Source organism: Castellaniella ginsengisoli (assembly GCF_040955415.1).
Taxonomy (GTDB): domain Bacteria; phylum Pseudomonadota; class Gammaproteobacteria; order Burkholderiales; family Burkholderiaceae_B; genus Castellaniella; species Castellaniella ginsengisoli.
On the sequence record NZ_CP158257.1, the window covers coordinates 1,789,369 to 1,812,530 of the forward strand.

22 protein-coding genes are annotated in these 23,162 nt (G+C 68.6%); 17 read left to right on the top strand and 5 right to left on the bottom strand.

What is annotated here, in order from left to right; translation table 11 throughout:
- The first annotated feature begins 3 nt into the window (after positions 1-3).
- The 8 genes from ABRZ00_RS08515 to ABRZ00_RS08550 all read left to right on the top strand — a co-directional run bounded on the left by ABRZ00_RS08515 (position 4) and on the right by ABRZ00_RS08550 (position 5,348).
- Entirely contained in the window at positions 4-924 is a 921-nt protein-coding gene (locus ABRZ00_RS08515; protein WP_343836469.1) for a branched-chain amino acid ABC transporter permease, read from the top strand.
- A gap of 7 nt (positions 925-931) precedes the next feature.
- The gene (locus tag ABRZ00_RS08520) at positions 932-1,909 is read left to right on the top strand and encodes a branched-chain amino acid ABC transporter permease (protein WP_368642323.1); all 978 of its coding nucleotides are present in this window, start codon (positions 932-934) and stop codon (positions 1,907-1,909) included.
- On the top strand, positions 1,906-2,673 hold the full coding sequence (locus tag ABRZ00_RS08525) for an ABC transporter ATP-binding protein (protein ID WP_368642322.1): 768 nt from the start codon (positions 1,906-1,908) through the stop codon (positions 2,671-2,673). Before ABRZ00_RS08520 ends, ABRZ00_RS08525 begins: the two co-directional genes overlap by 4 nt.
- Positions 2,674-3,384, top strand: a complete 711-nt coding sequence (locus ABRZ00_RS08530) for an ABC transporter ATP-binding protein (protein ID WP_343836462.1) — start codon at positions 2,674-2,676, stop codon at positions 3,382-3,384.
- Positions 3,385-3,477: 93 nt separating this feature from the next.
- Positions 3,478-4,116 carry a uracil phosphoribosyltransferase gene (upp, locus tag ABRZ00_RS08535; protein WP_368642321.1) on the top strand — a complete coding sequence of 213 codons (639 nt, stop codon included), beginning with the start codon at positions 3,478-3,480 and terminating at the stop codon, positions 4,114-4,116.
- Positions 4,117-4,222: 106 nt separating this feature from the next.
- On the top strand, positions 4,223-4,546 hold the full coding sequence (locus ABRZ00_RS08540; protein WP_343836457.1) for a DUF883 family protein: 324 nt from the start codon (positions 4,223-4,225) through the stop codon (positions 4,544-4,546).
- A 5-nt stretch (positions 4,547-4,551) separates the two neighbouring features.
- Positions 4,552-5,007, top strand: coding sequence for a phage holin family protein (locus ABRZ00_RS08545; RefSeq protein ID WP_368642320.1), 456 nt, complete (start codon positions 4,552-4,554; stop codon positions 5,005-5,007).
- 50 nt (positions 5,008-5,057) lie between these two features.
- On the top strand, positions 5,058-5,348 hold the full coding sequence (locus ABRZ00_RS08550) for a hypothetical protein (protein ID WP_343836453.1): 291 nt from the start codon (positions 5,058-5,060) through the stop codon (positions 5,346-5,348).
- On the opposite strand, the gene ubiD is transcribed toward ABRZ00_RS08550, so the two are convergent.
- Positions 5,343-6,887, bottom strand: coding sequence for a 4-hydroxy-3-polyprenylbenzoate decarboxylase (gene ubiD / locus ABRZ00_RS08555; protein WP_343836451.1), 1,545 nt, complete (start codon positions 6,885-6,887; stop codon positions 5,343-5,345). The two genes, ABRZ00_RS08550 and ubiD, sit on opposite strands and share 6 nt — an antisense overlap.
- An 80-nt stretch (positions 6,888-6,967) precedes the next feature.
- Between ubiD and ABRZ00_RS08560 the strand changes: the two genes are divergently transcribed.
- On the top strand, positions 6,968-7,819 hold the full coding sequence (locus ABRZ00_RS08560) for a transglycosylase SLT domain-containing protein (protein WP_368642319.1): 852 nt from the start codon (positions 6,968-6,970) through the stop codon (positions 7,817-7,819).
- 19 nt (positions 7,820-7,838) lie between these two features.
- On the opposite strand, the gene ABRZ00_RS08565 is transcribed toward ABRZ00_RS08560, so the two are convergent.
- On the bottom strand, positions 7,839-8,999 hold the full coding sequence (locus ABRZ00_RS08565; RefSeq protein ID WP_368642318.1) for a pyridoxal phosphate-dependent aminotransferase: 1,161 nt from the start codon (positions 8,997-8,999) through the stop codon (positions 7,839-7,841).
- A gap of 71 nt (positions 9,000-9,070) precedes the next feature.
- Between ABRZ00_RS08565 and ABRZ00_RS08570 the strand changes: the two genes are divergently transcribed.
- The 4 genes from ABRZ00_RS08570 (at position 9,071) to ABRZ00_RS08585 (ending at position 14,064) form a co-directional block, all read left to right on the top strand.
- Complete coding sequence (locus ABRZ00_RS08570; RefSeq protein WP_368642317.1) at positions 9,071-9,976, top strand: hypothetical protein; 906 nt, start codon at positions 9,071-9,073, stop codon at positions 9,974-9,976.
- 113 nt (positions 9,977-10,089) lie between these two features.
- Positions 10,090-12,384, top strand: a complete 2,295-nt coding sequence (locus ABRZ00_RS08575; protein ID WP_343836442.1) for an NADP-dependent malic enzyme — start codon at positions 10,090-10,092, stop codon at positions 12,382-12,384.
- A complete protein-coding gene (locus ABRZ00_RS08580; protein WP_368642316.1) occupies positions 12,359-13,606 on the top strand; it encodes a patatin-like phospholipase family protein in 1,248 nt (415 codons plus the stop codon). The genes ABRZ00_RS08575 and ABRZ00_RS08580 overlap by 26 nt, the downstream gene beginning before the upstream one ends.
- Positions 13,603-14,064: a barstar family protein gene (locus ABRZ00_RS08585; protein ID WP_368642315.1), complete on the top strand. Its 462-nt coding sequence runs from the start codon at positions 13,603-13,605 to the stop codon at positions 14,062-14,064. Before ABRZ00_RS08580 ends, ABRZ00_RS08585 begins: the two co-directional genes overlap by 4 nt.
- Before the next feature lie 16 nt (positions 14,065-14,080).
- Here the strand turns inward: ABRZ00_RS08585 and ABRZ00_RS08590 are convergent, their stop codons facing one another.
- Entirely contained in the window at positions 14,081-14,803 is a 723-nt protein-coding gene (locus ABRZ00_RS08590; RefSeq protein WP_368642314.1) for a 16S rRNA (uracil(1498)-N(3))-methyltransferase, read from the bottom strand.
- A 132-nt stretch (positions 14,804-14,935) separates the two neighbouring features.
- On the opposite strand from ABRZ00_RS08590, the gene tkt reads away from it, so the two are divergent.
- From tkt to ABRZ00_RS08610, 4 genes are all read left to right on the top strand, one after another.
- Positions 14,936-16,981, top strand: a complete 2,046-nt coding sequence (gene tkt / locus ABRZ00_RS08595; protein ID WP_368642313.1) for a transketolase — start codon at positions 14,936-14,938, stop codon at positions 16,979-16,981.
- Between the two features lie 13 nt (positions 16,982-16,994).
- A complete protein-coding gene (gene gap, locus ABRZ00_RS08600; protein WP_343836431.1) occupies positions 16,995-18,005 on the top strand; it encodes a type I glyceraldehyde-3-phosphate dehydrogenase in 1,011 nt (336 codons plus the stop codon).
- Positions 18,006-18,020: 15 nt separating this feature from the next.
- Positions 18,021-19,208: a phosphoglycerate kinase gene (locus tag ABRZ00_RS08605; protein WP_368642312.1), complete on the top strand. Its 1,188-nt coding sequence runs from the start codon at positions 18,021-18,023 to the stop codon at positions 19,206-19,208.
- A 199-nt stretch (positions 19,209-19,407) separates the two neighbouring features.
- Positions 19,408-20,244 (top strand): bifunctional allantoicase/(S)-ureidoglycine aminohydrolase, encoded by an 837-nt coding sequence (locus ABRZ00_RS08610; protein WP_368642311.1) that lies wholly within the window; start codon positions 19,408-19,410, stop codon positions 20,242-20,244.
- Here ABRZ00_RS08610 and ABRZ00_RS08615 read toward each other — a convergent pair.
- Together ABRZ00_RS08615 and ABRZ00_RS08620 are read right to left on the bottom strand one after the other, a co-directional pair.
- Positions 20,201-21,136: a LysR family transcriptional regulator gene (locus ABRZ00_RS08615; RefSeq protein ID WP_368642763.1), complete on the bottom strand. Its 936-nt coding sequence runs from the start codon at positions 21,134-21,136 to the stop codon at positions 20,201-20,203. The two genes, ABRZ00_RS08610 and ABRZ00_RS08615, sit on opposite strands and share 44 nt — an antisense overlap.
- 68 nt (positions 21,137-21,204) lie before the next feature.
- On the bottom strand, positions 21,205-23,136 hold the full coding sequence (locus ABRZ00_RS08620) for a heavy metal translocating P-type ATPase (RefSeq protein WP_368642310.1): 1,932 nt from the start codon (positions 23,134-23,136) through the stop codon (positions 21,205-21,207).
- Between the last annotated feature and the right edge of the window lie 26 nt (positions 23,137-23,162).

Genomic DNA, 23,162 nt, shown 5'->3' on the forward strand with positions numbered 1-23,162 from the left:
CGCATGAACGGCATTCTCCTGCTCGAACAACTGCTCAACAGCCTGCAGTTCGGCTTGATGCTGTTCCTGCTGGCGGCCGGCCTGACGCTGGTGTTCGGCATCATGGACCTGATCAACCTGGCCCATGGTTCGCTGTACATGATCGGCGCCTACCTGGTCGCCACCCTCGCGGTCGCCTCCGGTTCGTTCTGGATCGGCCTGGCGGGCGGCGTGGCCGCCTCGGCGGTGTTGGGCGCGGTGCTGGAATGCACCGTGATCCGGCGGCTGTACCAGCGGGATCACCTGTCCCAGGTGCTGGGGACTTTCGCCCTGCTGCTGATGGCCAACGAGGGCGTGCGGATGATCTGGGGATCGCAACCCTTGATGATGCCCATGCCCGCCGGGTTGTCCGGCCCGGTCGAACTGCTGCCGGGCTTCAGCTATCCGGCTTATCGCCTGCTCATCATCGGCGCCGGCCTGGCCGTGGCGCTGCTGCTGTACGTGCTGGTGACGCGCACCCGGCTGGGCATGCAGGTGCGCGCGGGAGCATCCAACCGTGAAATGGCGCAGGCGATGGGCGCCGATGTGCGCCGCCTGTTCACGCTGTTGTTCGCCTTCGGGGCCGCGCTGTGCGCGGTGGCCGGCGGGATGCTCGGGCCCCTGCTGGCCGTCCAGGTCGGCATGGGGGAAAGCATCCTGATCCTGGCCTTCGTGGTCATCGTGATCGGCGGCATCGGTTCGATCCGGGGAGCGCTGGTCGGCGCGTTGCTGGTGGGCCTGGTGGACACGGCTGGCCGCACGGTGGTGCCGATGCTGTTCGAGCTGCTGATGGGGCCCGCCGCCGCCGACAATGCCGGCCCGGCCGTGGCCTCGATCCTGATCTACGTGCTGATGGCCGCCGTGCTGTTCTGGAAACCGCGGGGCCTGTTTCCCGCCCAAGGGTGAGGAGAGGATGGCGCATTCCCCGCGACACGAGCCTTCGGGGCTGCTGGATCATGCGCTGCGCGCCCGCAGTGCCGTACCGCTGCTGGTTCTGCTGGCCCTGCTGCCTTTTGCCGCCCTGGCCCTGGACGAAGGCTTCTACATCGGCGTGGCCAGCCGCATCCTGATCTTCGCCCTGGCGGCCACCAGCCTCAACCTGATCCTGGGCTTCGGCGGCATGGTCAGCTTCGGCCATGCCGCCTTCGTCGGCATGGGCGCCTATACCGTGGGCATCCTAATGCAGGGCGGTATCGTTTCGGCCTGGATCGCCTGGCCGGCGGCGCTGCTGGTCGGCGGGCTGTTCGCCTTCGTGATCGGGCTGATCAGCCTGCGCACCCAGGGCGTGTATTTCATCATGATCACGCTGGCGTTCGCGCAGATGCTGTTCTACCTGATGGTATCGCTCAAGCAGTACGGCGGCGAGGACGGCCTTGCGCTGGCGACGCGCTCCGATCCCGGCCTGGGCCTGGATCTGTCCGACGACGTGCAATTCTATTTCGTGGTGCTGGCGATCTGCGCCGGCGTGTTCGTCTGCCTGGCCCGGTTGCTCAATGCGCGCTTCGGCCACGCGCTGCAGGCGATCCGCGAAAACGAGACGCGCATGGCCGCGCTGGGGTTCGCGGTCTACCGCCACAAGCTGGCCGCTTTCACGCTGGCCGGCGCGATCGCCGGGCTGTCGGGCGCCCTGCTGGCCAACCAGAGCGGCTTCGTCAGCCCGTCCCTGCTGCAATGGAGTCAATCCGGCGTCCTGCTCGTCATGGTCATCCTGGGGGGCGTGGGCCACCTGTACGGCGGCCTGGCGGGCGCGGCGGCGTTTCTGTTGATCGAAGAAATCGTGTCCACCTACACCATCCACTGGCAGTTCGGCCTGGGCGCCCTGCTGCTGGCCGTGGTGCTGCTGGCGCCCAATGGGCTGATGAGCCTGGCGCGCCGCCGGGGCGCGCCATGACGCCGGCAGCGGTGGAAATCCTGCGCGCCGACCGGCTGGTCAAGCGCTTCGGGGGGCTGGCGGCCACCGATCAGGCCAGCCTGACGATCCGCGCCGGTGAGCTGCATGCGCTGATCGGCCCCAACGGCGCAGGCAAGACCACGCTGATCCACCAGTTGTCCGGCGCGCTGGCGCCAACCGCCGGCACGATCCATTTCGACGGTAGCGACATCACGACCCTGCCCATCCACGCGCGCGTGCGCCGGGGGCTGGTGCGCTCCTACCAGATCACCAGTGTGTTCCGGCGCCTGTCCGTGCTGGACAATCTGGCCTTGGCGGTACAGGCGCGCGACGGCGGTAGCCTGCGTTTCTGGCGTCCGGCGCGGGCCGAGCGCGAGCGTTACGACGCTGCTGCCGCCGTGGCCGGGCGGGTAGGTCTGGCCGCTTGCCAGGATCGCATCGCCGGCGCGCTTTCTCATGGCGAACAGCGCCAGCTCGAGATCGGCCTGGTGCTGGCCTTGCGGCCCCGCCTGCTGTTGCTCGACGAACCCCTGGCCGGGATGGGCGCCGAAGAATCCGAACGCATGGTGGCGCTGCTGCAGAGCCTGCGCGGCGAACACACCATGCTGCTGGTGGAGCACGACATGGACGCCGTCTTCCGCCTGGCCGACCGGATCTCGGCGCTGGTATCCGGCAAAGTGATCGCCACGGGCGCCCCCGACGAGATCCAGGCCCATCCCGGAGTCCGGCGCGCCTACCTGGGCGATGAACAGGGAGGTTCCTAGATGAGCGGCTTGCTGGAAGTCGAAGGACTGCAGACCGCCTACGGCGACAGCCAGGTGCTGTTCGGCATCGACCTGGCCGTCGGGCCGGGCGAAGTCGCTACCCTGCTGGGCCGCAACGGCATGGGCAAGACCACGACGGTGCGCTCCATCCTGGGCCTGACGCGCGCGCGGGCCGGCACGGTGCGTTTCCTGGGAGAGCGGATCGAATCGCGCGCGCCGGATCGGATCGCCCGCATGGGCCTGGCCGTCGTGCCCGAAGGGCGCCAAATTTTTCCGAACCTCTCCGTCCGTGAAAACCTGGTGGCCTTTGCCGCCCGCCGCAACGCGAGCGCCGACCCCTGGACGCTGGACCGCGTCCTGGCGCTGTTTCCCCGGCTGGCCGAGCGGGCGGCCAATCTGGGCAACCAGCTTTCGGGCGGCGAGCAGCAGATGCTGGCCATCGGCCGGGCCCTGATGACCAATCCGCACCTGTTGATCCTGGACGAGGCCACGGAAGGCCTGGCGCCGTTGATCCGCGAGGAGATCTGGCGCTGCCTGGATACGCTGCGCGGCCAGGGGCAGGCCATCCTCGTCATCGACAAGTATGTCCAGCGCCTGGTGCGGCTGGCCGACCGGCACACGCTCATCGAACGCGGCCGGGTCGTCTGGCGAGGTGAATCGGCCGCGCTGGCCGCATCCCCCGAGCTGTGGCAGCGATATATCGGAATCTGACCCGGATGCGCCTGCGTCCGCCGCCTCTGCCGGGCTGCGATGCCGCCCGGCGAGTTACACTTCATCTCATTCTGTTCTTGAAGCCGAATCGCCATGCCCATCCATGAAATCCGCCACCCCCTGATCCGCCACAAGCTGGGCCTGATGCGGCGGGCGGACCTCAGCACCAAGAACTTCCGCGAGATGGCCCAGGAGATCGGCGCCCTGCTGACCTACGAGGCGACCCAGGATCTGCCGCTGGAACCGGCGCGCATCGCTGGCTGGGCGGGCGAGATCGACGTCGAGAAGCTGGCTGGCAAAAAGGTGACGGTGGTCCCGATCCTGCGGGCCGGCATCGGCATGCTGGATGGCGTGCTCACCCTGATTCCGGGCGCCAAGGTCAGCGCGGTCGGCATCGCCCGCAACGAAGAAACCCTGCAGGCCCAGCCGTATCTGGAAAAACTCGTCGGCCAGTTGGACCAGCGCCTGGCGCTGATCGTCGATCCCATGCTCGCCACGGGCGGCTCGATGGTTGCAACCATCGACATGCTCAAGCAGGCCGGCGCCCGCACCGTGCGCGCCCTGGTGCTGGTGGCCGCGCCCGAGGGCATCGCCGCCGTCGAGCGGGCCCACCCCGACGTGCACATCTACACCGCCTCCATCGACGATCACCTGAACGAGAACGGCTACATCATCCCTGGCCTGGGCGATGCCGGCGACCGCATCTTCGGCACGCGCCAGAAGACGGATTGACGGGGTGCGGTCTTGATCTGCCGCATGCGTCTCATGTTTTGATACATCGGGTTTTCCCCGATCATGTAGGATGAGGGTTCCTTATTCCGTTTGACAGGAGCTGTCCATGGCCACTCGCAAGCAAATCGCCACGCAATCCGCGGGAGACGCATTGATCGAAGACCTGAAGTCCAGCCTTGATCAGGCTGAAAAACTCTTGCGTGAAGCCGCTGACGCCACTGGGGAAAAAGCCGCCGACCTGCGCACCCGCGCCCTGCAGGCGCTGGACCAGGGGCGCGAAGCCTTGTCCGAAACCCAGGCCAATCTGGTGGAACAAGGGCGCAAGGTCGTGCATGACACCGACGAATACGTCCAGGCCAATCCGTGGAAGGCCGTCGGGATTGCCGGGGTGGCCGGGCTGCTGCTGGGCGCGCTGCTGTCGCGGCGCTGATCCGCATGGGACCTCTCAGCCGCGCGTTCGCCGATCTGGCCGCCCAATTGGCGGCGCTGGCCGGCACGCGCCTGGAGCTCTTCGGGCTTGAGGCCCGGGACGCCGGCGACCGCCTGCTGTGCCGCCTGGCGGCGTTGCTGGCGGCGGCGGTGTTCCTGCTGCTGGCGCTGCTGGTAGCCACGCTGGCGCTGGCGCTGGTTTTCTGGCCGACTGAATACCGCTTTCTGGCCTTGGGCCTGCTGGCGCTGCTGTATGCGGTGCTCGGCGCGGGGCTGGCTTGCTGGCTGGCGCATCGCCTGCGCCGTGACCCGGATCCGTTTGCCGTGACGGCCGAGGTATTGCGCGAAGACGCCCAGGCGCTGGCTGGCGCCACCGGCCAGCCTGAAGAAGGCGGCCAACCGGCGAACCGCGCGGGCGTCCGCCCGGCGCCGGATGACTCCATCCCGGGAGCCGTGCCATGAAGAGACCTCCTGCTGTCCGTGCCGGGCCCGCGACTGCGGCGGACCGCCGCATGCGCATCGAATTGCTGCGCATGCGCGCCGGCTACGAGCGCTTGGCCGTCCAGCGCAGCGCCTGCCGGCTCGCCGGCGAATTGCGGCCCGAATCCCTGGTGGCACAAGTGCGCGACCGCCTGGGTTCGGCCGGCCTGGGCTGGCTGGGCGGCGGGCTCCAGGCGCTGCGACGCTATCCGGTGCTGCTGTCGATCCTGACGTCGGTGGTGTCCAACCGCCGCCGTCGCGGCATTGCCCTGAAAACCGCCTTGATCGCCGGCCTGGTCTGGCTGGGGCGAGCCCGGTCATAGCCCCAGTTTTCCCCACATCGCGTCCACGCGCGTCTTGACCTCGGGCGTCATCTGGATCGGGCGGCCCCATTCGCGCTGGGTCTCGCCGGGCCACTTGTTGGTCGCATCCAGCCCCATCTTGCCGCCCAGCCCCGAGACGGGCGAGGCGAAATCCAGATAGTCGATCGGCGTGTTGTCCACCAGCAAGGTGTCGCGCACCGGATCCATGCGCGTGGTCATGGCCCAGATGACTTCGGGCCATTGCCGGGGGTCGATGTCCTCGTCCACCACCACGATGAACTTGGTGTACATGAACTGGCGCAATACGCTCCACAGGCCGAACAGAATGCGTTTGGCGTGCCCCGGGTACTGCTTGCGGATGGAGACCACCGCCAAGCGGTAGCTGCAGCCTTCGGGCGGCAGGTGGAAATCCACGATTTCGGGAAACTGGCGCTTGAGCAGCGGCACAAAGACCTCGTTCAGGGCCACGCCCAGGACGGCGGGTTCGTCGGGCGGCTTGCCGGTGTAGGTGCTGTGGTAGATCGGATCACGGCGGTGGGTGATGCGCTCCACCGTGAAGACGGGGAACCAGTCCTGCTCGTTGTAGTAGCCGGTGTGATCGCCGTAGGGGCCTTCCAGCGCCATCTCGTAGCCGGTCTCCGGTGGCGGCGCGACGCCCTCGGGCGCCTCGGGGCGGCGCGCGCGCGGATCGCCGGCCGGCAGGATATGGCCTTCGAGGATGATTTCGGCGTGGGCCGGCACCGACAGGCCGCTGCCCAGCGCAGGGGAGACTTCGGTGCGCGAGCCGCGCAGCAGGCCCGCGAACTGGTATTCGGACAGGCTGTCGGGGATGGGAGTGACGGCGGCCAGCGTGGTGGCGGGGTCGGCGCCCAGCGCCACCGCGATCGGAAAGGGCTCTCCGGGGTGGGCCAGGCAGTGGTCGCGGAAATCCAGCGCGCCGCCCCGGTGCGACAGCCAGCGCATGATGAGCTTGTTGCGGCCGATCAGTTGCTGGCGATAGATGCCCAGGTTCTGCCGGCGCGCGCGCGGGCCGCGCGTGATCACCAGGCCCCAGGTCAGCAGCGGCGCGACGTCGCCCGGCCAACAGCTTTGCAGCGGCAGGGCGTTCAGGTCCACATCGCCGGCTTCGACGACGATGTCCTGGCAGGGCGGGGCGCGCAACTGCCGGGGGTTCATGTCCCACAAGGCCGCTTTCAGCATGGAAACCTTCGACAAGGCGTCGCGCATGCCCTGGGGCGGTGAGGGCTCGCGCAGCGAGGCCAGCAGCTCACCGGTCTCGCGCAGCGCGGAGACGTCCTCGGCGCCCATGCCCCAGGCCACGCGCTGGGGCGTGCCGAACAGATTGGCCAGCACCGGCGTGGCGCAGGGCTGCCCGGCGTGTTGCGGATGCTCGAACAGCAGGGCGGGGCCTGCCATCCGCAGCACCCGGTCGCTGATTTCGGTCATTTCCAGAGCAGTGGAAACGGGGTGCGCGATGCGCTTGAGCTGGCCCTGGCGTTCCAGTTGGGCGATGAAGTCCCGGAGGTCGCGGTATTTCACAGAGTGTCGTCGATCAGGTTACAGTGGCGTCGTGTTCAAGATTACCATTCCCCCGGCCTGGGCGATGTCTGGAGGCGCCCATGCGCTCCGTTCCTGAGCGGCTGTGGCGCGGCGTGCGGGCCGTGCTGCGGCCGGTGAGCGAGTTCGTCCACGTCAGCGCCATCTACCTGGGGCTGGCCGTGCTCACCACGCTCGGCTTGAGCCTGGTGCTGCCCTCCATGCGCCAGCAATCGCAGCAATTGCACGAAGTCGTGCTGGCGATGTTCCAGGCCGACGGAGCGGGCTTCATGGCCGATGACGAAGGCGATATCCAGAACTGGTCCCTGCCGCAGGCCGCGCGGGCGCCGGACGACGGCGACGTGCCGCCCGCCGCCGATGCGGCCGAAGTCGCCCAGGAGACGGCGGCCGAGGGCGCCGGCCCCCTCAGCTTCGCCGGCGCCTTGACGGCCAGTTTGCGGGATGAACCGATCCAGGGGGCGACCCAGGCCCAGGCGCATGCCTTGCGCAGCTATCTGGCGCGCAAATACCGTATCGCCCACAGCGTGGCGGGTGCCTTGATGCGCACGGCGTTCGAGGTGGGGCGCGAGAAAAAGCTGGACCCGCAACTGCTGTTGGCCGTGATCGCCATCGAATCGCGCTACAACCCGTTCGCGGAAAGCTCCGTGGGCGCCCAGGGCCTGATGCAGGTCATGACGAGCGTGCACCGGGCCAAGTTGCGGCCCAGCGGCGGGCCGGCCTCGGTCTTCGATCCGGTCGTCAATGTCCGGGTCGGAGCCCAGATCCTGTCGGATTGCATCCGCCGGCGCGGCGGCCTCGAAGGCGGCCTGGCGTGCTATGTCGGCGCCACGGGCCCCAGCGACGGCGGCTACGGCGCCCGGGTGCTGGCCGAGCGCCGCCGCATCGCGCTGGCCTCGGGGATTCCGATCAAATAGGGCGGGCCGGCGCGCCCGCTCAGCGGCCCAGGAACACACCCATCCGGTCGACCGCCTCGCGCAGGCGATCCAGGCCGGTGGCGTAGGAAAAGCGCACGGTGCGGTGTGCATGGGCCTGGCCGAAATCCAGGCCGGGCACCGAGGCGACGCCGGCTTCGTGCAGCAGGCGGCGGCAGAATTCCGCGCTGTCCATGCCCAGGTGGTGGATGTCCGAAAAAATATAGAAGGCCCCGTCCGGGGCGGCGGGCACGCGCAGGCCCAGGCGCTCGAAAGCGGGCAAGAGAAAGTCGCGGCGTTCCTTGAACGACAGGCGCCGGCGCTCGTAGATCTGCATGACTTCGGGCTCGAAGCAGCTCAGGGCCGCGTGTTGCGCCAGCGCCGGGGCGCAGATCGCCAGGCTGGCGCCCAGGCGTTCCAGGGCCGGCATCATGGCCTGGGGGGCGATCAGCCAGCCCAGGCGCCAGCCGGTCATGTGGAAGTATTTCGAGAAGCTGTTGATGATCAGCAGGTCGTCGTCCAGCGTCAGGCCGCTTTGCGGCGGCTCGTCGTAGCTCAGGCCCAGGTAGATTTCGTCCAGGATGACGAAGCCGCCCTGCGCACGCACGGCGGCGATCAGCGCGCGCAGCGCGTCGCGCGGCATGGAGGTGCCGGTGGGGTTGCTGGGCGAGGCGATCAGCACGCCGCGCGTGGCCGGCCCCCAGTGGGCCTCGATGTCCTCGGGGCGCAATTGATAGCGGTGCCCGGCCGTGGTCGGCACCAGGCGCGTGACGCCGCCGGCCGCCGTGATGAAGTTGCGGTTGGCGGGATAGGACGGATCGGGCATCAGGACTTCGTCGCCCGGATCGATCAGGGCCATCGCCGCCAGCAGCAGGGCGCCCGAGGCGCCTGCGGTGATCAGGATGCGGGCCGGGTCCACGGCGGCGCCGAAGTGCCTCTCGTAATAGTGGGCGATGGCTTCGCGCAGCGCCGGAATGCCGGCGGGCGCGGTGTACCCGCTCAGGCCGGCATCGGCCGCCCGGTTCAGGGTTTCCAGCACGCGCGCGGGGGCGGTGAAATCGGGCTCGCCGATCCCCAGGCTGATGATGTCGCGCCCTTGGGCCGCAAGTGCCTGCGCCTGTTTCAGGACTTCCACGGCGTAAAATGGCGCCGTGCGTTCGGTTCTGTCGGCCAGTCGGACCATCGTGCAACCCTGCTGTGCTGTTCGGAATGAAAGCCCGATTGTAGTCCGTCCCCTGTTTCCGGAGCCCCGCCATGCAGTCTTCTTCGCGCCGCGCCTTTCTGGTCGGCCGCCGCACGGAACGATCCCCCTGGGAAACCTTCATATCGCGCCTGCGGCGTACCGCGCAGGGCGCGGTGCACGACTTCGCCACCGAGGCGGGCAGCGCCCGGCTGGTGCCCGGTCATATGCAGGATGTCTATCGGGCCCGGGCCCTGTGCGTGGAGCACGGCGTCACGCTGGCGTTGGACGGCATCCCGTCGGCGGCGCGGCTGGACGAGGGCCCTGTGCTGTGGGTGGAGCCGGGTTCCGCGATCGCGCGCTGCGAGCGTCTGGGGCCGGATGATCCGCGCTGGTTCGTGCAGCCCGGCTGCCTGATCGGCGATCTGGAGCAGGCCGGTTTGCCGCAATTCCGCGACCAGCCGCCGCACCTGACGGTGGCGGCCTGGCTGGCCGACCGGCGCAGTTGCGACTGGGATTGCGGCGATACGGCGGCCAGCGGTCTGGCGCATGCGCTGGTGCTGCTGGCCGATGGCACCCAGGCCAGTCTGGGCGCCTTCGGGGTGGACAACCGCAAACCGCTGGACAATCTGCGCGTCCAGGGCATGATCCCCCGTCTGTTCGAGCTGTCCGCAGCGCCGGATGCCGATGCCTTGAAGGCCGGGAGCCTATGGAATGGCCGCTATCGTCTGGATGCCTTGCGTCCGGCGTCCGGCGGCACACTCAATCTGGCCCACCTGCTGTTGGGCCATGGCGGCGAGCTGGGCTGGGTCGAATGGCTGGTGTTCGACGAGCGCGCCGGGCATCCGGCCGAACGTCCTTATGAATCGCGCTACGGGCTCCGGCCGGGCGCCGGCGGGGCGGCGGGGGCCGTCGACCGCGCCGTGCGCGCGTTGTTCGATCCCGACGGCGTCTTCCCGGAACAGGGACAGCAGTTCTGACGCCGGCATATGTGCCGCATGCGCTGTTCGCCATATCGCAGGCCGGCGCAAGCGGCTAGAATGGCTGGCAGCATCGCTCTCCTAACTTATTACGTATCAAGGCTTGCCTCACCATGGATGAATCCTTGCGCGCTGCGGCGCTCGAATACCACGAGCATGGCCGCCCCGGGAAAATCTCGGTCACCCCCACCAAACAGCTTTCCAACCAGCGCGATCTCGCCCTGGCCTATTCGCCCGGGGTCGCCGCCGCTTGCGAAGAAATCGTTGCCGACAATCACAATGCCTTCCGCTATACGGGGCGCGGCAATCTGGTCGGCGTCATCACCAACGGCACGGCGGTGCTGGGCCTGGGCAACATCGGCGCCCTGGCCTCCAAGCCCGTGATGGAAGGCAAGGCCGTACTGTTCAAGAAATTCTCCGGCATCGACGTCTTCGACATCGAGATCAACGAGCAGGATCCGGACAAGCTCGTGGACATCATCGCGGGCCTGGAGCCCACCTTCGGCGGCATCAACCTCGAAGACATCAAGGCGCCGGAATGCTTCTACGTCGAGCAGAAGCTGCGCGAGCGCATGAATATCCCCGTCTTCCACGACGACCAGCACGGCACGGCCATCTGCGTGACCGCCGCCTTCATCAACGGCCTGGAGGTCGTCGGCAAGGATATCGCCCAGGTCAAGGTCGTGGTGTCCGGCGCGGGCGCGGCGGCCCTGGGTTGCCTGGACCTGATGATGGACATGGGCCTGCCGCTGGAGCACATCTGGGTATCCGACATCGAGGGCGTGGTCTACGAGGGCCGCACGGTCCTGATGGACGAGAAGAAAGCCCGCTTCGCCAAGAAGACCGATGCGCGCACGCTGGACGACATCATCGGCGGCGCGGACGTGTTCCTGGGCCTGTCCGCCGGCGGCGTGCTCAAGCCCCACATGGTCGAAAAAATGGCCGAGCGCCCCCTGGTGCTGGCGCTGGCCAACCCCAACCCCGAGATTCTGCCGGCCGATGCGCTGGCGGTGCGGCCCGACGCCGTGATCGCCACCGGCCGGTCTGATTTCCCCAATCAGGTCAATAACGTGCTGTGCTTCCCGTACATCTTCCGCGGGGCGCTGGACGTGGGGGCGACCACCATCACGCGCGGCATGGAAAAGGCCGCCGTCATGGCCATCTGCAAGCTGGCCCGCGAAGAGCAGAACGACGTCGTGGCGGCCGCCTACGGCCTGTACGACGTGTCTTTCGGGCCCAACTATTTCATTCCCAAGCCCTTCGATCCGCGCCTGATCGTGCGGATTTCCACCGCTGTGGCGCAGGCCGCCATCGAAGACGGCGTGGCCACCCGGCCCCTGGCCGACCTCGAAAGCTATGCCGGTCAACTGGAGCAGTTCGTCTACCACTCCGGCGCCTTCATGAAGCCGCTGTTCTCGGCGGCGCGCGCCATGATCCGCGACGGCGGCAAGGCCCGCATCGTTTTTGCCGAAGGCGAGGACGAACGGGTGCTGCGCGCCGTGCAGATCGTCGTGGACGAGCGCGTGGCCAAGCCCATTCTCATCGGCCGCCCCGCCGTGCTGGCCGCCCGCATCGAGAAATACGGCCTGCGCATCCGCCTGGGCGTCGATGTCGAGGTCACCAACCCCGAGCACGACGAGCGCTTCCACCAGTACTGGACCACGTACTGGGAGCTGATGTGCCGCCAAGGCATCACCAAGGAGATGGCGCGGGTCGAAATGCGCCGCCGCCTGACGCTGATCGGCGCCATGATGGTGCGCCTGGGCGATGCCGACGGCATGATCTGCGGCACGGTGGGGTCCTACGGCAATCACTTGCGCTTCATCGACGAAGTCCTGGGGCGGCAGCCCGGCGCCTGCACCTACGCGGCCATGAACATCCTGCTCCTCGAGGAGCGCACCCTGGCGCTGGCGGATACGCACGTCAACGACAATCCCGATGCGGCCCAGATCGCCGAGATCACGCTGATGGCGGCCGAAGAAATGCGCCGCCTCAATATCGAACCCAAGGTCGCGCTGCTGTCGCGGTCCAATTTCGGCACGGGCAGTTCGTCCTCCGGCGAGAAGATGCGCCAGGCTCTGGCGCTGGTGCGCGAACGCGACCCCAAGCTCGAGATCGACGGCGAAATGCATGGCGACTGCGCCCTGGATCCGGCCCTGCGCGAACGCATCCTGCCGTCCACCACGCTGCACGGCGAGGCCAACCTGCTGATCTGCCCCAGCGTGGATGCCGGCAACATCGCCTACAACCTGCTCAAGACGGCGGCGGGCGGCAATGTGGCGGTCGGCCCGTTTCTGTTGGGCGCCAACGCGCCCGTGCACATCCTGACGTCCAGTTCCACCGTGCGCCGGATCGTCAATATGGCCGCGCTGACCGTGGTCGATGCCAACAAACCGCGCCACGCCTGAGGAAGTGCCGGTCATCCCGCCGGAGGCGGCCGGAGAGCGGCCCCGGGTCGGTCTGATCCTGACCGGGGGCGGCGCCCGCGCCGCCTACCAGGCCGGTGTGCTTTCCGGCGTGATGGAGGCGCTGGATCCGGACCGCCGGGCGGATTTCCGCAATCCCTTCGACATCGTCTGCGGCACCTCGGCCGGGGCCATCAATGCCGCCGCACTGGCCTGCCGCGCGCATCAGCCCCACCGCGCCGTCGATCACCTGTGCGGCCTGTGGCAGTCCCTGCACACCCGGGACATCTACTACAGCGATGCGGCGCGGCTGGTGCGCACCGGCCTGCAATGGCTGGGCATGATGAGCCTGGGCTGGCTGCGGCCGCAATGGTCGCGCTTCGCGCCGCATTCCCTGCTGGACAACCAGCCGCTGGCCGGCCTGCTGGCCCGTTCGCTCAGCTTTCCCCGCCTGGCCACCAATCTGGCGCGCGGGCACCTGAGCGCCCTGGCCATCACGGCGACGGCCTACACTACGGGCGAACACCTGACCTTCTACCAGGCGCGGCGCGGCATCCAGCCCTGGTCGCGCACCTTGCGGCGGGCCGTGGCCTGCTCCATCGGCGTGGACCACCTGATGGCGTCCAGCGCCATTCCCTTCGTCTTTCCCGCGCGCGCCATCCTCACGGGCGGCCGCACGCTCTGGTGCGGGGACGGCTCGATGCGCCAACTGGCGCCGATCAGTCCGGCCATCCACCTGGGAGCCGAACGCGTCTTCGTCATCGGCACCAATTACCGCGACGAGACCAGCCCCGGGGTGCATGAACTGGACCCGCCGTACCCCAATCTGGCCCAGGTTGCGGGGCATACGCTGTCGAATATTTTCCTCGACGGCGTGTCCATGGATATGGAGCGCATGGAGCGAATCAATGAGCTGCTTGCACGAATCCCCGCAAATCGTTTAAAAAGCGATTCACTGCGACCCATCCATACCTTGATGATCGCGCCCAGCAGGTCCCTGGACGAGCTGGCGCTGGAACATCTGGATGAGTTGCCGGGGGCCGTGCGCACCCTGTTTCGCGTCCTGGGGGTTTCACCACGCAGGATCGAGCCGGGCGGCGGTGCGCTGGCGTCCTACTTGCTGTTCGAATCCGGCTACACCCGAAGCCTGATCGCACTGGGCAGGGCAGACAGTTTGAATCAGGCTGAAAAAGTCATCGCTTTTTTCAAGGAGTGGTCCGCATGAGTTCGGCCCAGATCAAAAAAATGTTTGCGCAAGGCGTGGTTGACGCCCAGGCGGTGAGTGAGCAAGAAGCCCTGGACGCTGCCGCCGAGGCCGGCCTGGCCGCTTTCGTGGTCGATTGCGACCGGGCGCGCAATCGCTCCGCCGTGTTGCGGGCCGTGGTGAAGGCCATCGACTATCCGGAGTTCTTCGGCGGCAACCTGGACGCCTTGTACGACGGCTTGTGCGACACCCTGACGGATCAGAAGGAAGGTCTGTTCCTGTGGTTCCGGCACTTGCATTCCGGCGATCCCGCCCTGGCCGACGAGGCCCTGGCCATCCAGGCCGTGTGCGACGACGTCGTGGAATTCGGCCAGAACAACGAGCGCTGCTTCGCCTATGCCATCCAGCATGCCGGGGCGCATCCCGATCCCGAGCCGGGCGTCGATCCCACGCCCTATTCCGGCCGCGAAGAAGCCTGATTTTTTAGTTTCAGCTTTACCAGTCCAGCAAGGCCGTGGCCGCTGCCGCGAGCGCCAGGCCGGCCGTCTCGGTGCGCAGCACCCGCCGCCCGAAACGCACGCCTCGCAGGCCCCGGCGTTGCGCCAGGGCGAGTTCCTCCGGCGACCAGCCGCCCTCGGGGCCGACCATCAGCGTCAGGCGGTCTCGTGTATCGCCCAGCGCCGCACGGAAGTCCAGCCCGCCCTCGGGATGGCAGAACAGCGCGGGCCCCTCCACGGTCTCCAGACTGGCCGCCAGCGGCGCGGGCGGGTGCACGGCCATCAGCCGATTGCGGCCGCATTGTTCGCTGGCGGCGCGTGCAATGGAGCGCCAATGGTCCAGGCGCTTGTCCAGCCGGGGGCCGGCCAGACGCAGAACGCTGCGCTCGGCGGCCACGGGGCGCAGTTCGGCCACGCCCAGCTCGACCGCTTTTTCCACGACCCAGTCCATCTTGTCGCCCGAGGCCAAGCCCTGGATCAGGACCAGCCGTCCGCGCAGCTCGGTTTCGACGGGCGCGTGCGCGCCCAGTTCCGCCAGGGCGCGCCGGCCCTCGACGCGCAGCGTGGCGGGGTATTGGCCGCCCCGGCCATCGAACAGGATGATGGCGTCGCCGTCCGCCAGCCTCAGCACGCGCAGTGCGTGATGCGCCAGGGCGTCGGGCAGGGCGACGAGGCGGCCGGCGTTCAGCGGGGTGTCGCAAAAGAAACGAGGAGGCGGCATGGCAATGACCATTGGGCGAGTGTCGTGGACTATAAACCGGATCGGAGGGGGTGGTAAAATCCCTAGCTTTGTGATTTTGTATGCGGTGAGGCCATGGCTTCGGTCGTGCAGCGCTTGCCCCCACAGGACCTTATGAGCGCCTTGCCCGCCCCCGATCCCGCCATGGCCGATGCCGTCCGCATCCTGGCCATGGATGCCGTTCAACAAGCCAACTCCGGGCATCCTGGGGCGCCCATGGGCATGGCCGACATCGCCCACGTGCTATGGACGCGCCACCTGCGCCATAATCCGGCCGATCCGGCCTGGATCGACCGCGACCGCTTCGTGCTGTCCAACGGCCACGGTTCGATGCTGATCTACGCGCTGCTGCACCTGACCGGCTACGACCTGCCGATCGACGAGTTGCGCCGGTTCCGCCAATTGCATTCACGGACTCCCGGCCACCCCGAAGTCGGCATCACGCCGGGCGTCGAGACCACCACCGGCCCGCTGGGCCAGGGCCTGGCCAATGCCGTCGGCATGGCGCTTGCCCAGGCGCTGCTGGCGGGCGAATTCAACCGCCCGGGGCATACGCTGATCGATCACGACACCTATGCCTTCGTCGGCGACGGCTGCCTGATGGAAGGCATCTCCCATGAGGCCTGCTCGCTGGCCGGCACTTTGGGGCTGTCGCGCCTGATCGTCTTCTACGACGACAACGGCATCTCCATCGACGGCGAGGTCAAGGACTGGTTCGCCGACGATACCCCGGCGCGTTTCGAGGCCTACGGCTGGAACGTCCTGCGCGGCGTCGATGGCCATGACATGACCGCGATCGACGCCGCCATCGTCCAGGCCCGCGCGCATGCCGCCGCCGGCCGGGGGCCGACCCTCATCTGTTGCCGCACCGTGATCGGCCGCGGCGCGCCGACCAAGGCCGGCACCGAGAAAGTCCACGGCGCGCCCCTGGGGGCCGACGAGATCGCCGCCGCGCGCAAGGCCATGGGCTGGAATCATCCCCCCTTCGAGATCCCGCGCGAAATCTACCAGTACTGGGATGCCCGCGTCCGGGGCGCCGATCTGCAATCCGAGTGGCAGTCGCGCTTTGACCGCTACTCGGAAGCCCATCCCGAGCTTGCCGCCGAGTTGTGCCGCCGCATGGCGGGCGAACTGCCGGCCGATTTTGCCGAACGCGCCCGCGCCTATGTGCTGGCCACCCAGGACAAGGCCGAATCCATCGCGTCGCGCAAGGCGTCCCAGCAGGCCATCGCCGCCTTTGCCGGGATCCTGCCCGAGCTGCTGGGCGGCTCGGCCGACCTGACCGGTTCCAACTTCACCGACTGGAAGGGCGTCGAAGCCGTGCGCCGCGCGCCCGGCGGCCCGCACTCCGGGCGCCACATCAACTACGGCGTGCGTGAATTCGGCATGGCGGCCGTGATGAACGGCATCGCCCTGCATGGCGGCTATTTGCCTTTCGGCGGCACGTTCCTGACCTTTTCCGACTACTCCCGCAATGCCCTGCGCATGGCGGCGCTGATGAAGCAGCGCGTGGTGCATGTCTTCACCCATGATTCCATCGGTCTTGGCGAGGACGGCCCGACCCACCAGTCGATCGAGCATGCGGGCAGCCTGCGCCTGATCCCCAATCTCCACGTCTGGCGGCCCTGCGACACCACTGAAACGGCGGTCGCCTGGCAGTGCGCCCTGTCGCGCCCCGCGAGCCTGGGCATGGCCGTCCACGAGGGCGGGCCTTCCGCGCTGCTGCTGTCGCGCCAGAACCTGCCGTTCGTCGCCCGCGACGCCGCCACCACCGAGGCCATCGCCCGGGGCGGCTACGTGCTGCGCGACATGGTGGGCGCGCGCGCCGTACTGATCGCCACGGGTTCCGAGATCGAGCTTGCCCTGCAGGCCCAGGACAGCCTGGCCGCACGCGGCGTGGCGACCCGCGTGGTGTCCATGCCCTGCACGCAGGTGTTCGATGCCCAGGACGCCGCCTGGCGCGAAGCGGTCCTGCCGGCGAACCTGCCGCGCGTGGCGGTCGAGGCCGGCGGCACGGCGACCTGGTACAAATACGTGGGCACGACGGGCGCCGTCGTGGGTATCGACACCTACGGCGAATCCGCGCCGGCAGGCGAGCTGTTCAAACACTTCGGGCTGACGGCCGACCACGTGGCCGCCGTCGTCGAGCAGATTTTGTAAAGGAGCTCCTTCAATGACCATCCGTGTTGCCATCAACGGTTACGGCCGCATCGGCCGCAACATCCTGCGTGCCCACTACGAAGACGGCAAGAAGCACGATATCCAGATCGTCGCCATCAACGATCTGGGCGACCCCAAGACCAACGCCCACCTGACCCGCTACGATACGGCCCATGGCCGCTTCCCCGGCACGGTCGAGGTCGATGGCGACTACATGGTGGTCAATGGCGACCGTATCCGCGTGCTGGCCGACCGCGATCCGGCCAAGCTTCCATGGGGCGAGCTGGGCGTGGACGTGGTGCTCGAATGCACGGGGTTCTTCACCTCCAAGGAAAAGGCGTCGGCCCACCTCAAGGGCGGCGCGAAGAAGGTCATCATCTCCGCTCCCGGCGGCAAGGACGTGGATGCGACCATCGTCTACGGCGTCAACCATCAGGTCCTGAAAGCCTCCGATACGGTCATCTCCAACGCCTCGTGCACCACCAACTGCCTGGCCCCGCTGGTTCATCCCCTGCACCAGCAACTGGGCATCGTCAACGGTCTGATGACCACGGTGCATGCCTACACCAACGACCAGGTGCTGACCGACGTCTACCACTCCGATCTGCGCCGCGCGCGTTCGGCCACGCACAGCATGATCCCCACCAAGACGGGCGCCGCCGCCGCCGTGGGCCTGGTGCTGCCCGAGCTCAACGGCAAGCTCGACGGCTATGCGATCCGCGTGCCGACGATCAATGTGTCCATCGTCGACCTGTCCTTCGTGGCCGCGCGCGAAACCTCGGTCGAGGAAGTCAACGGCATCCTCAAGGCCGCCTCGGAGGGCCCGCTCAAGGGCATCCTGGCCTACACCACCGAACCTCTGGTCTCGGTCGACTTCAACCACGATCCGGCCTCCAGCACGGTGGACGCCGGGCTGACCAAGGTCTCCGGCACTCTGGTCAAGGTCGGCTCCTGGTACGACAACGAGTGGGGCTTCTCCAACCGCATGCTCGACACCACCGTGGCCCTGATGGCCGCCAAGTAAGGCATCCGGCGCGACATGACCATACAGACTCTTTCCGGCCTGGCGCAGGCCGGCGCCCTGGCGGGCAAGCGCGTCTTCATCCGCTCCGACCTGAACGTGCCGCTGGACCAGGGACGCATCACCGAGGACACCCGCATCCGGGCGTCGGTGCCGGCGATCCGGCTGGCGCTGGACGCGGGCGCCGCCGTGATGGTGACGTCGCACCTGGGCCGCCCCAAGGAAGGCACGGTCGGCCCGGACGACACGCTGCGGCCCGTGGCCGAGCGCCTGGCCGAACTGCTGGGCCGGCCGGTGCGGTTGGCGGCCGGCTGGGTCGACGGCGTGGACGTGGCTCCCGGCGAAGTCGTTCTGCTGGAGAACTGCCGCTGCAATCCCGGCGAAAAAAAGAACGATCCCGAGCTGGCGCGCCGCATGGCCGCGCTGTGCGATGTCTACGTCAACGACGCCTTCGGCACGGCGCACCGCGCCGAAGCAACGACCGAGGGCATCGCCCGCCACGCGCCGCTGGCCTGCGCCGGCCCTCTGCTGGAGGCCGAACTCGACGCCCTGGGGCGGGCGCTGCACGCTCCCCGCCGCCCCATGGTGGCCATCGTCGGCGGCTCGAAAGTCTCCACCAAGCTGTCCATCCTGCAATCTCTGGCCGATAAGGTCGATCAGTTGATCGTGGGCGGCGGGATTGCCAATACCTTCATGCTGGCCGCGGGCTTGCCCATCGGCAAGTCGCTGGCCGAACCGGATCAGGTCGACCAGGCCAAGGCCGTCATGGCCGCCATGCGCGCGCGCGGCGTCGAAGTCCCGATCCCGGTGGACGTGGTGGTGGCGACGACGTTTGCCGCCGACGCTCCGGCCATCGTGAAGGATGCCGCCGAGGTCGGGCCCGACGACCTGATCCTGGATATCGGGCCGCGCGCCGCCGCCGCGCTGGCGGAGCAATTGCGCAAGGCGGGCACCATCGTCTGGAATGGCCCGGTCGGGGTCTTCGAGTTCGAGGCCTTTGCGGACGGCACCCGGGCGATCGCCCAGGCCATTGCGGATTCCGATGGTTTTTCCATCGCGGGCGGCGGCGACACCCTGGCGGCCATTGCGAAGTTCGGCATCACCGACCGGGTCGGCTACATCTCGACTGGCGGCGGGGCTTTCCTGGAATTCCTGGAAGGCAAGACGCTGCCCGCCGTCGCCGCCCTGCAGGCGCGGGGGCGCTGAGCCGTCCGGCGCGAGCGGCGGCCGTCCCGGGGCGTGCCGCCGTGCGGGCTGCGGGCTTGTGCAAGACATTCATAAAATGAATGATCTTAATCCAATCATTTAATTGGTAAATATTACGGGGACTCGTTAAGGTAGGGCATTGCTTCCCGATCCTTCATCCACGGTCCCGCATCCGGGGCCGCACCACACGGAGTTGCCCATGTCCAGAACCTATTACGCGCCGCAGGGCGGCCATCCCCCGCAGACCGACCTGCTGACCGACCGCGCGATGTTCACCGAGGCGTATGCGGTCATCCCCAAGGGGGTGCTGCGCGACATCGTCACCAGCCACCTGCCGTTCTGGGACAAGACCCGTCTGTGGGTGCTGGCGCGGCCCCTGACCGGCTTTGCCGAAACCTTTTCCCAGTACATCGTCGAGGTCGAGGCCGGAGGCGGTAGCGACCGGCCCGAGCAGGATCCCCGGGCCGAAGGCGTGCTGTTCGTCGTCGAGGGCGAGATCGAACTGTCCCTGGCCGGCGGCCGGCACGTCCTCAAGCCGGGCGGCTATGCGTTCATTCCGCCGGCCTCCGACTGGGCCTTGCGCAATCGCAGCGCGGCTGCGGCCCGCTTTCACTGGATCCGCAAACGCTACCAGGCCGTGGACGGCGTGCCGCACCCGGAGGCTTTCGTCACCAACGAGCAGGACATCGAGCCCATTCCGATGCCGGGCACCGAGGGCCGCTGGGTGACGACGCGGTTCGTGGACATGGCCGACATGCGCCACGACATGCACGTGAACATCGTCACCTTCCTGCCCGGCGGCATCATTCCGTTTGCCGAGACTCATGTGATGGAACATGGTCTGTACGTGCTGGAGGGCCAGGCGGTGTACCGGCTCAACCAGGACTGGGTCGAAGTCCAGGCGGGCGACTTCATGTGGCTGCGCGCCTTCTGCCCGCAGGCCTGCTATGCGGGCGGTCCCGCGCCTTTCCGCTACCTGTTGTACAAGGACGTCAACCGTCACGCGCCCCTGACGCTGGGCGATCTGGGACGCTGAGCCCCGCCGCTCGCGGCCGGCCGGCGCCCGGCGGCGCTTCTTCGGCCAGCAGGCCTGTCAGGGCTTGCGCCAGAGCCAGGATCGCGGCGTCCGCCGTCGCCCGGTGGAACAGGGCGATCTCGTAATCGTCGATGGCGGGCAGGCCTTCCCGGGCGCCCAGGAGGGCATGGTCGGAGGTGACGGTGCGCAAAGGCAGCAGGCTGATGCCCAGGCCGGCCGCCACGGCGTGCTGGATGCCGTTCAGGCTGGAGCAGGTGTAGGCGATGCGCCAGCGCCGGCCCATGGCTTCGATGGCGCGGATAATGTCCTCGCGGTACAGGCCCCGGGGCGGAAACGTCACCAGCGGCACCGGGTCGGACCGGAAGCCGGGATGCCGCGCGCTGTCGATCCAGGCCAGGGTTTCCGGCCAGCAGTCGACGGCCGTGCGGCCGTGACGGCGCTGTTTCACCAGGATCAGATCCTGTTCTCCCCGGTCGTAGCGGTCGAGCAGGTCGGAACACAGGCCGCTGGTGATTTCCAGCTTGACCCGGGGGTGGCGCCGGCTGAAATCGGCGAGAACCTGCGCCACCCGGTTGGCGACGAAGTCCTCCGGCACGCCCAGCCGCACGGTGGAGGCGGCTGCCGCGCCCGCCATCACGTCCAGGATCTGGTCGTTGAGCGCCAGCAGGTGGCGGGCCTGGCCGAGCAGGGCCTGGCCCGCATCGGTCGGCGTGACTTCGCGGCCATTGCGGTCCAGCAGGCGGTGGCCGAGCTGATCCTCCAGGCGGCGGATCTTCTGGCTGATGGTGGGCTGGGTGGAATGCAGCCGCTTGGCCGCGGCGGTAAAGCTGCCGCAATCCACCACCGTGGTGAATGCCTTCAAGAGATCCGGGTCGAGAAGCGGCCGGTTCAGTCCATTCGATTGCGTATCGGTTCCCATGGCGTCGTCCAATGCGGGGTGGGGGTCGGGTTCGGCCCGGTTCAGCGCCGCAGCAGCCGCAGGCCGTTGCCCACCACCAGCAGGCTGGCGCCCACATCGGCGAATACCGCCATCCACAAGGTGCCCAGGCCGGCCAGCGTCAGGGCCACGAATGCGAGTTTAATGCCCAGGGCGAGGGCGATGTTCTGCACCAGAATCCGGTGGGTGGCGCGCGACAGGCGGATGAACCAGGGGATCTTGCGCAGATCGTCGTCCATCAGGGCGACGTCGGCGGTCTCGATGGCCGCGTCCGCGCCCATGGCGCCCATGGCGAAGCCGATGTCGGCGCGCGCCAGCGCGGGGGCATCGTTGATGCCGTCGCCCACCATGCCCACGGCGGCGCCCGGGCCCGCCAGGCCGTCGACGATGCGCAGTTTGTCCGCGGGCAGCAGGCCGCCTTCGGCCCGATCGATGCCCACCTGGGCGGCGATGGCCGAGACGGTGTGGGGATTGTCGCCCGACAGCATGGCGGTGCGCACGCCCAGCCCGTGCAGAGCTTCGATGGCGGCGGCGCTGTCGGGCTTCACCGTGTCGGCGACGGCGTAGAGGGCCAGCACCCGGCGATCATCGGCCAGCAGGGCGACAGTCTTGCCTTGGCGCTCCAGAGCCTCCAGGCGGGCTTCCAGCATGGGCGTGCACAGGCCGTTTTCGTGGATCAGCCGGTGGTTGCCCAGCAGGTGCGTGCGGCCGTGGACCAGGCCACGCGAGCCGCGTCCTGGCAGCGCCTCGAAGGCCTCGACCGGCAGGGCGGGCCCGGCCTCCAGGCCCTGCGCCACGGCGCGGGAGACAGGGTGATCGGAGCGGGCCGCCAGGGCGGCGGCCAGGGCGTGGCTGCGGTCGGGATCGGTCTCGTCCAGCATCGTCGCGTCGGTCAGGGAGGGTTGGCCGCGCGTGACGGTGCCGGTCTTGTCCAGGGCGATCCAGCGCAAGCGGCGGCCTTGTTCCAGATGGACGCCGCCCTTGACCAGAACGCCATGGCGGGCCGCGGCCGCGAGGCCGCTGACGATGGTCACCGGCGTCGAGATCACCAGGGCGCAGGGGCAGGCGATCACCAGCAGGACCAGGGCCTTGTAGACCCATTCGTGCCAGCCGCCCTGGCCCAGCAAGGGCGGCAGCACGGCGATGGCTGCGGCCAGCAGCACCACCAGCGGCGTGTAGATCCGGGCGAAGCGGTCGACGAAGCGCTGCGTGGGCGCACGCGCCGAACGCGCCGATTCGGTGGCCCGGATGATGCGCGCCAGCGTCGAGTCTCCCGCGGCCGCCAGGACGCGGTATTCCAGTTCGCCTGTGCCGTTGATGGTGCCGGCGTAGACCGGGTCGCCCGCCGCTTTGTCCACCGGCAGGCTTTCCCCGGTGATGGGGGACTGGTCCACGGCCGAGCGGCCGGACTCGATCTGGCCGTCCAGTGCGATGCGTTCCCCCGGGCGGGCGCGCACCAGGGCGCCCAGGGCGACGTCGCGCGCGGGGACATCGCGCCAGCCGCCCCCGGCCTGGCGGACCAGGGCGTGTTCCGGCGCAAGCTGCATCAAGCCCTGCACGGCCTGGCGGGCGTGGTCCAGAGAGCGCGCCTCGATGCGCTCGGCCAGGGTGAACAGCACCATCACCATGGCCGCCTCGGCCCATTGGCCCAGGATCAGGGCGCCGGTGACGGCGATGCTCATCAGGGCGTCGATGTCCATCTTGCCCCGGCACAGCGCCGCCCAGCCTTTGCGGTAGGTGTCCAGACCGCAGCCCGCGATGGCCAGCAGCGCCAGGACGGCGGAGAAGGCCCAGGGCGCCTCGGCCCAGTGGGCGGCCTCGGCCGCCAGCGCAGCGGCGCCGGAGGCCGCCAGCGGCCACCAGGAGGCGGAGGCGTGCCCATGGCAGCAGCCGATGTCCTGCGCCGGGCCGGCGGCGGGGTTTGCATGAGGGGCGTGGCAGTGCGGGTGCGGCATGGCGGATTCCTGGACGGCGGACTATG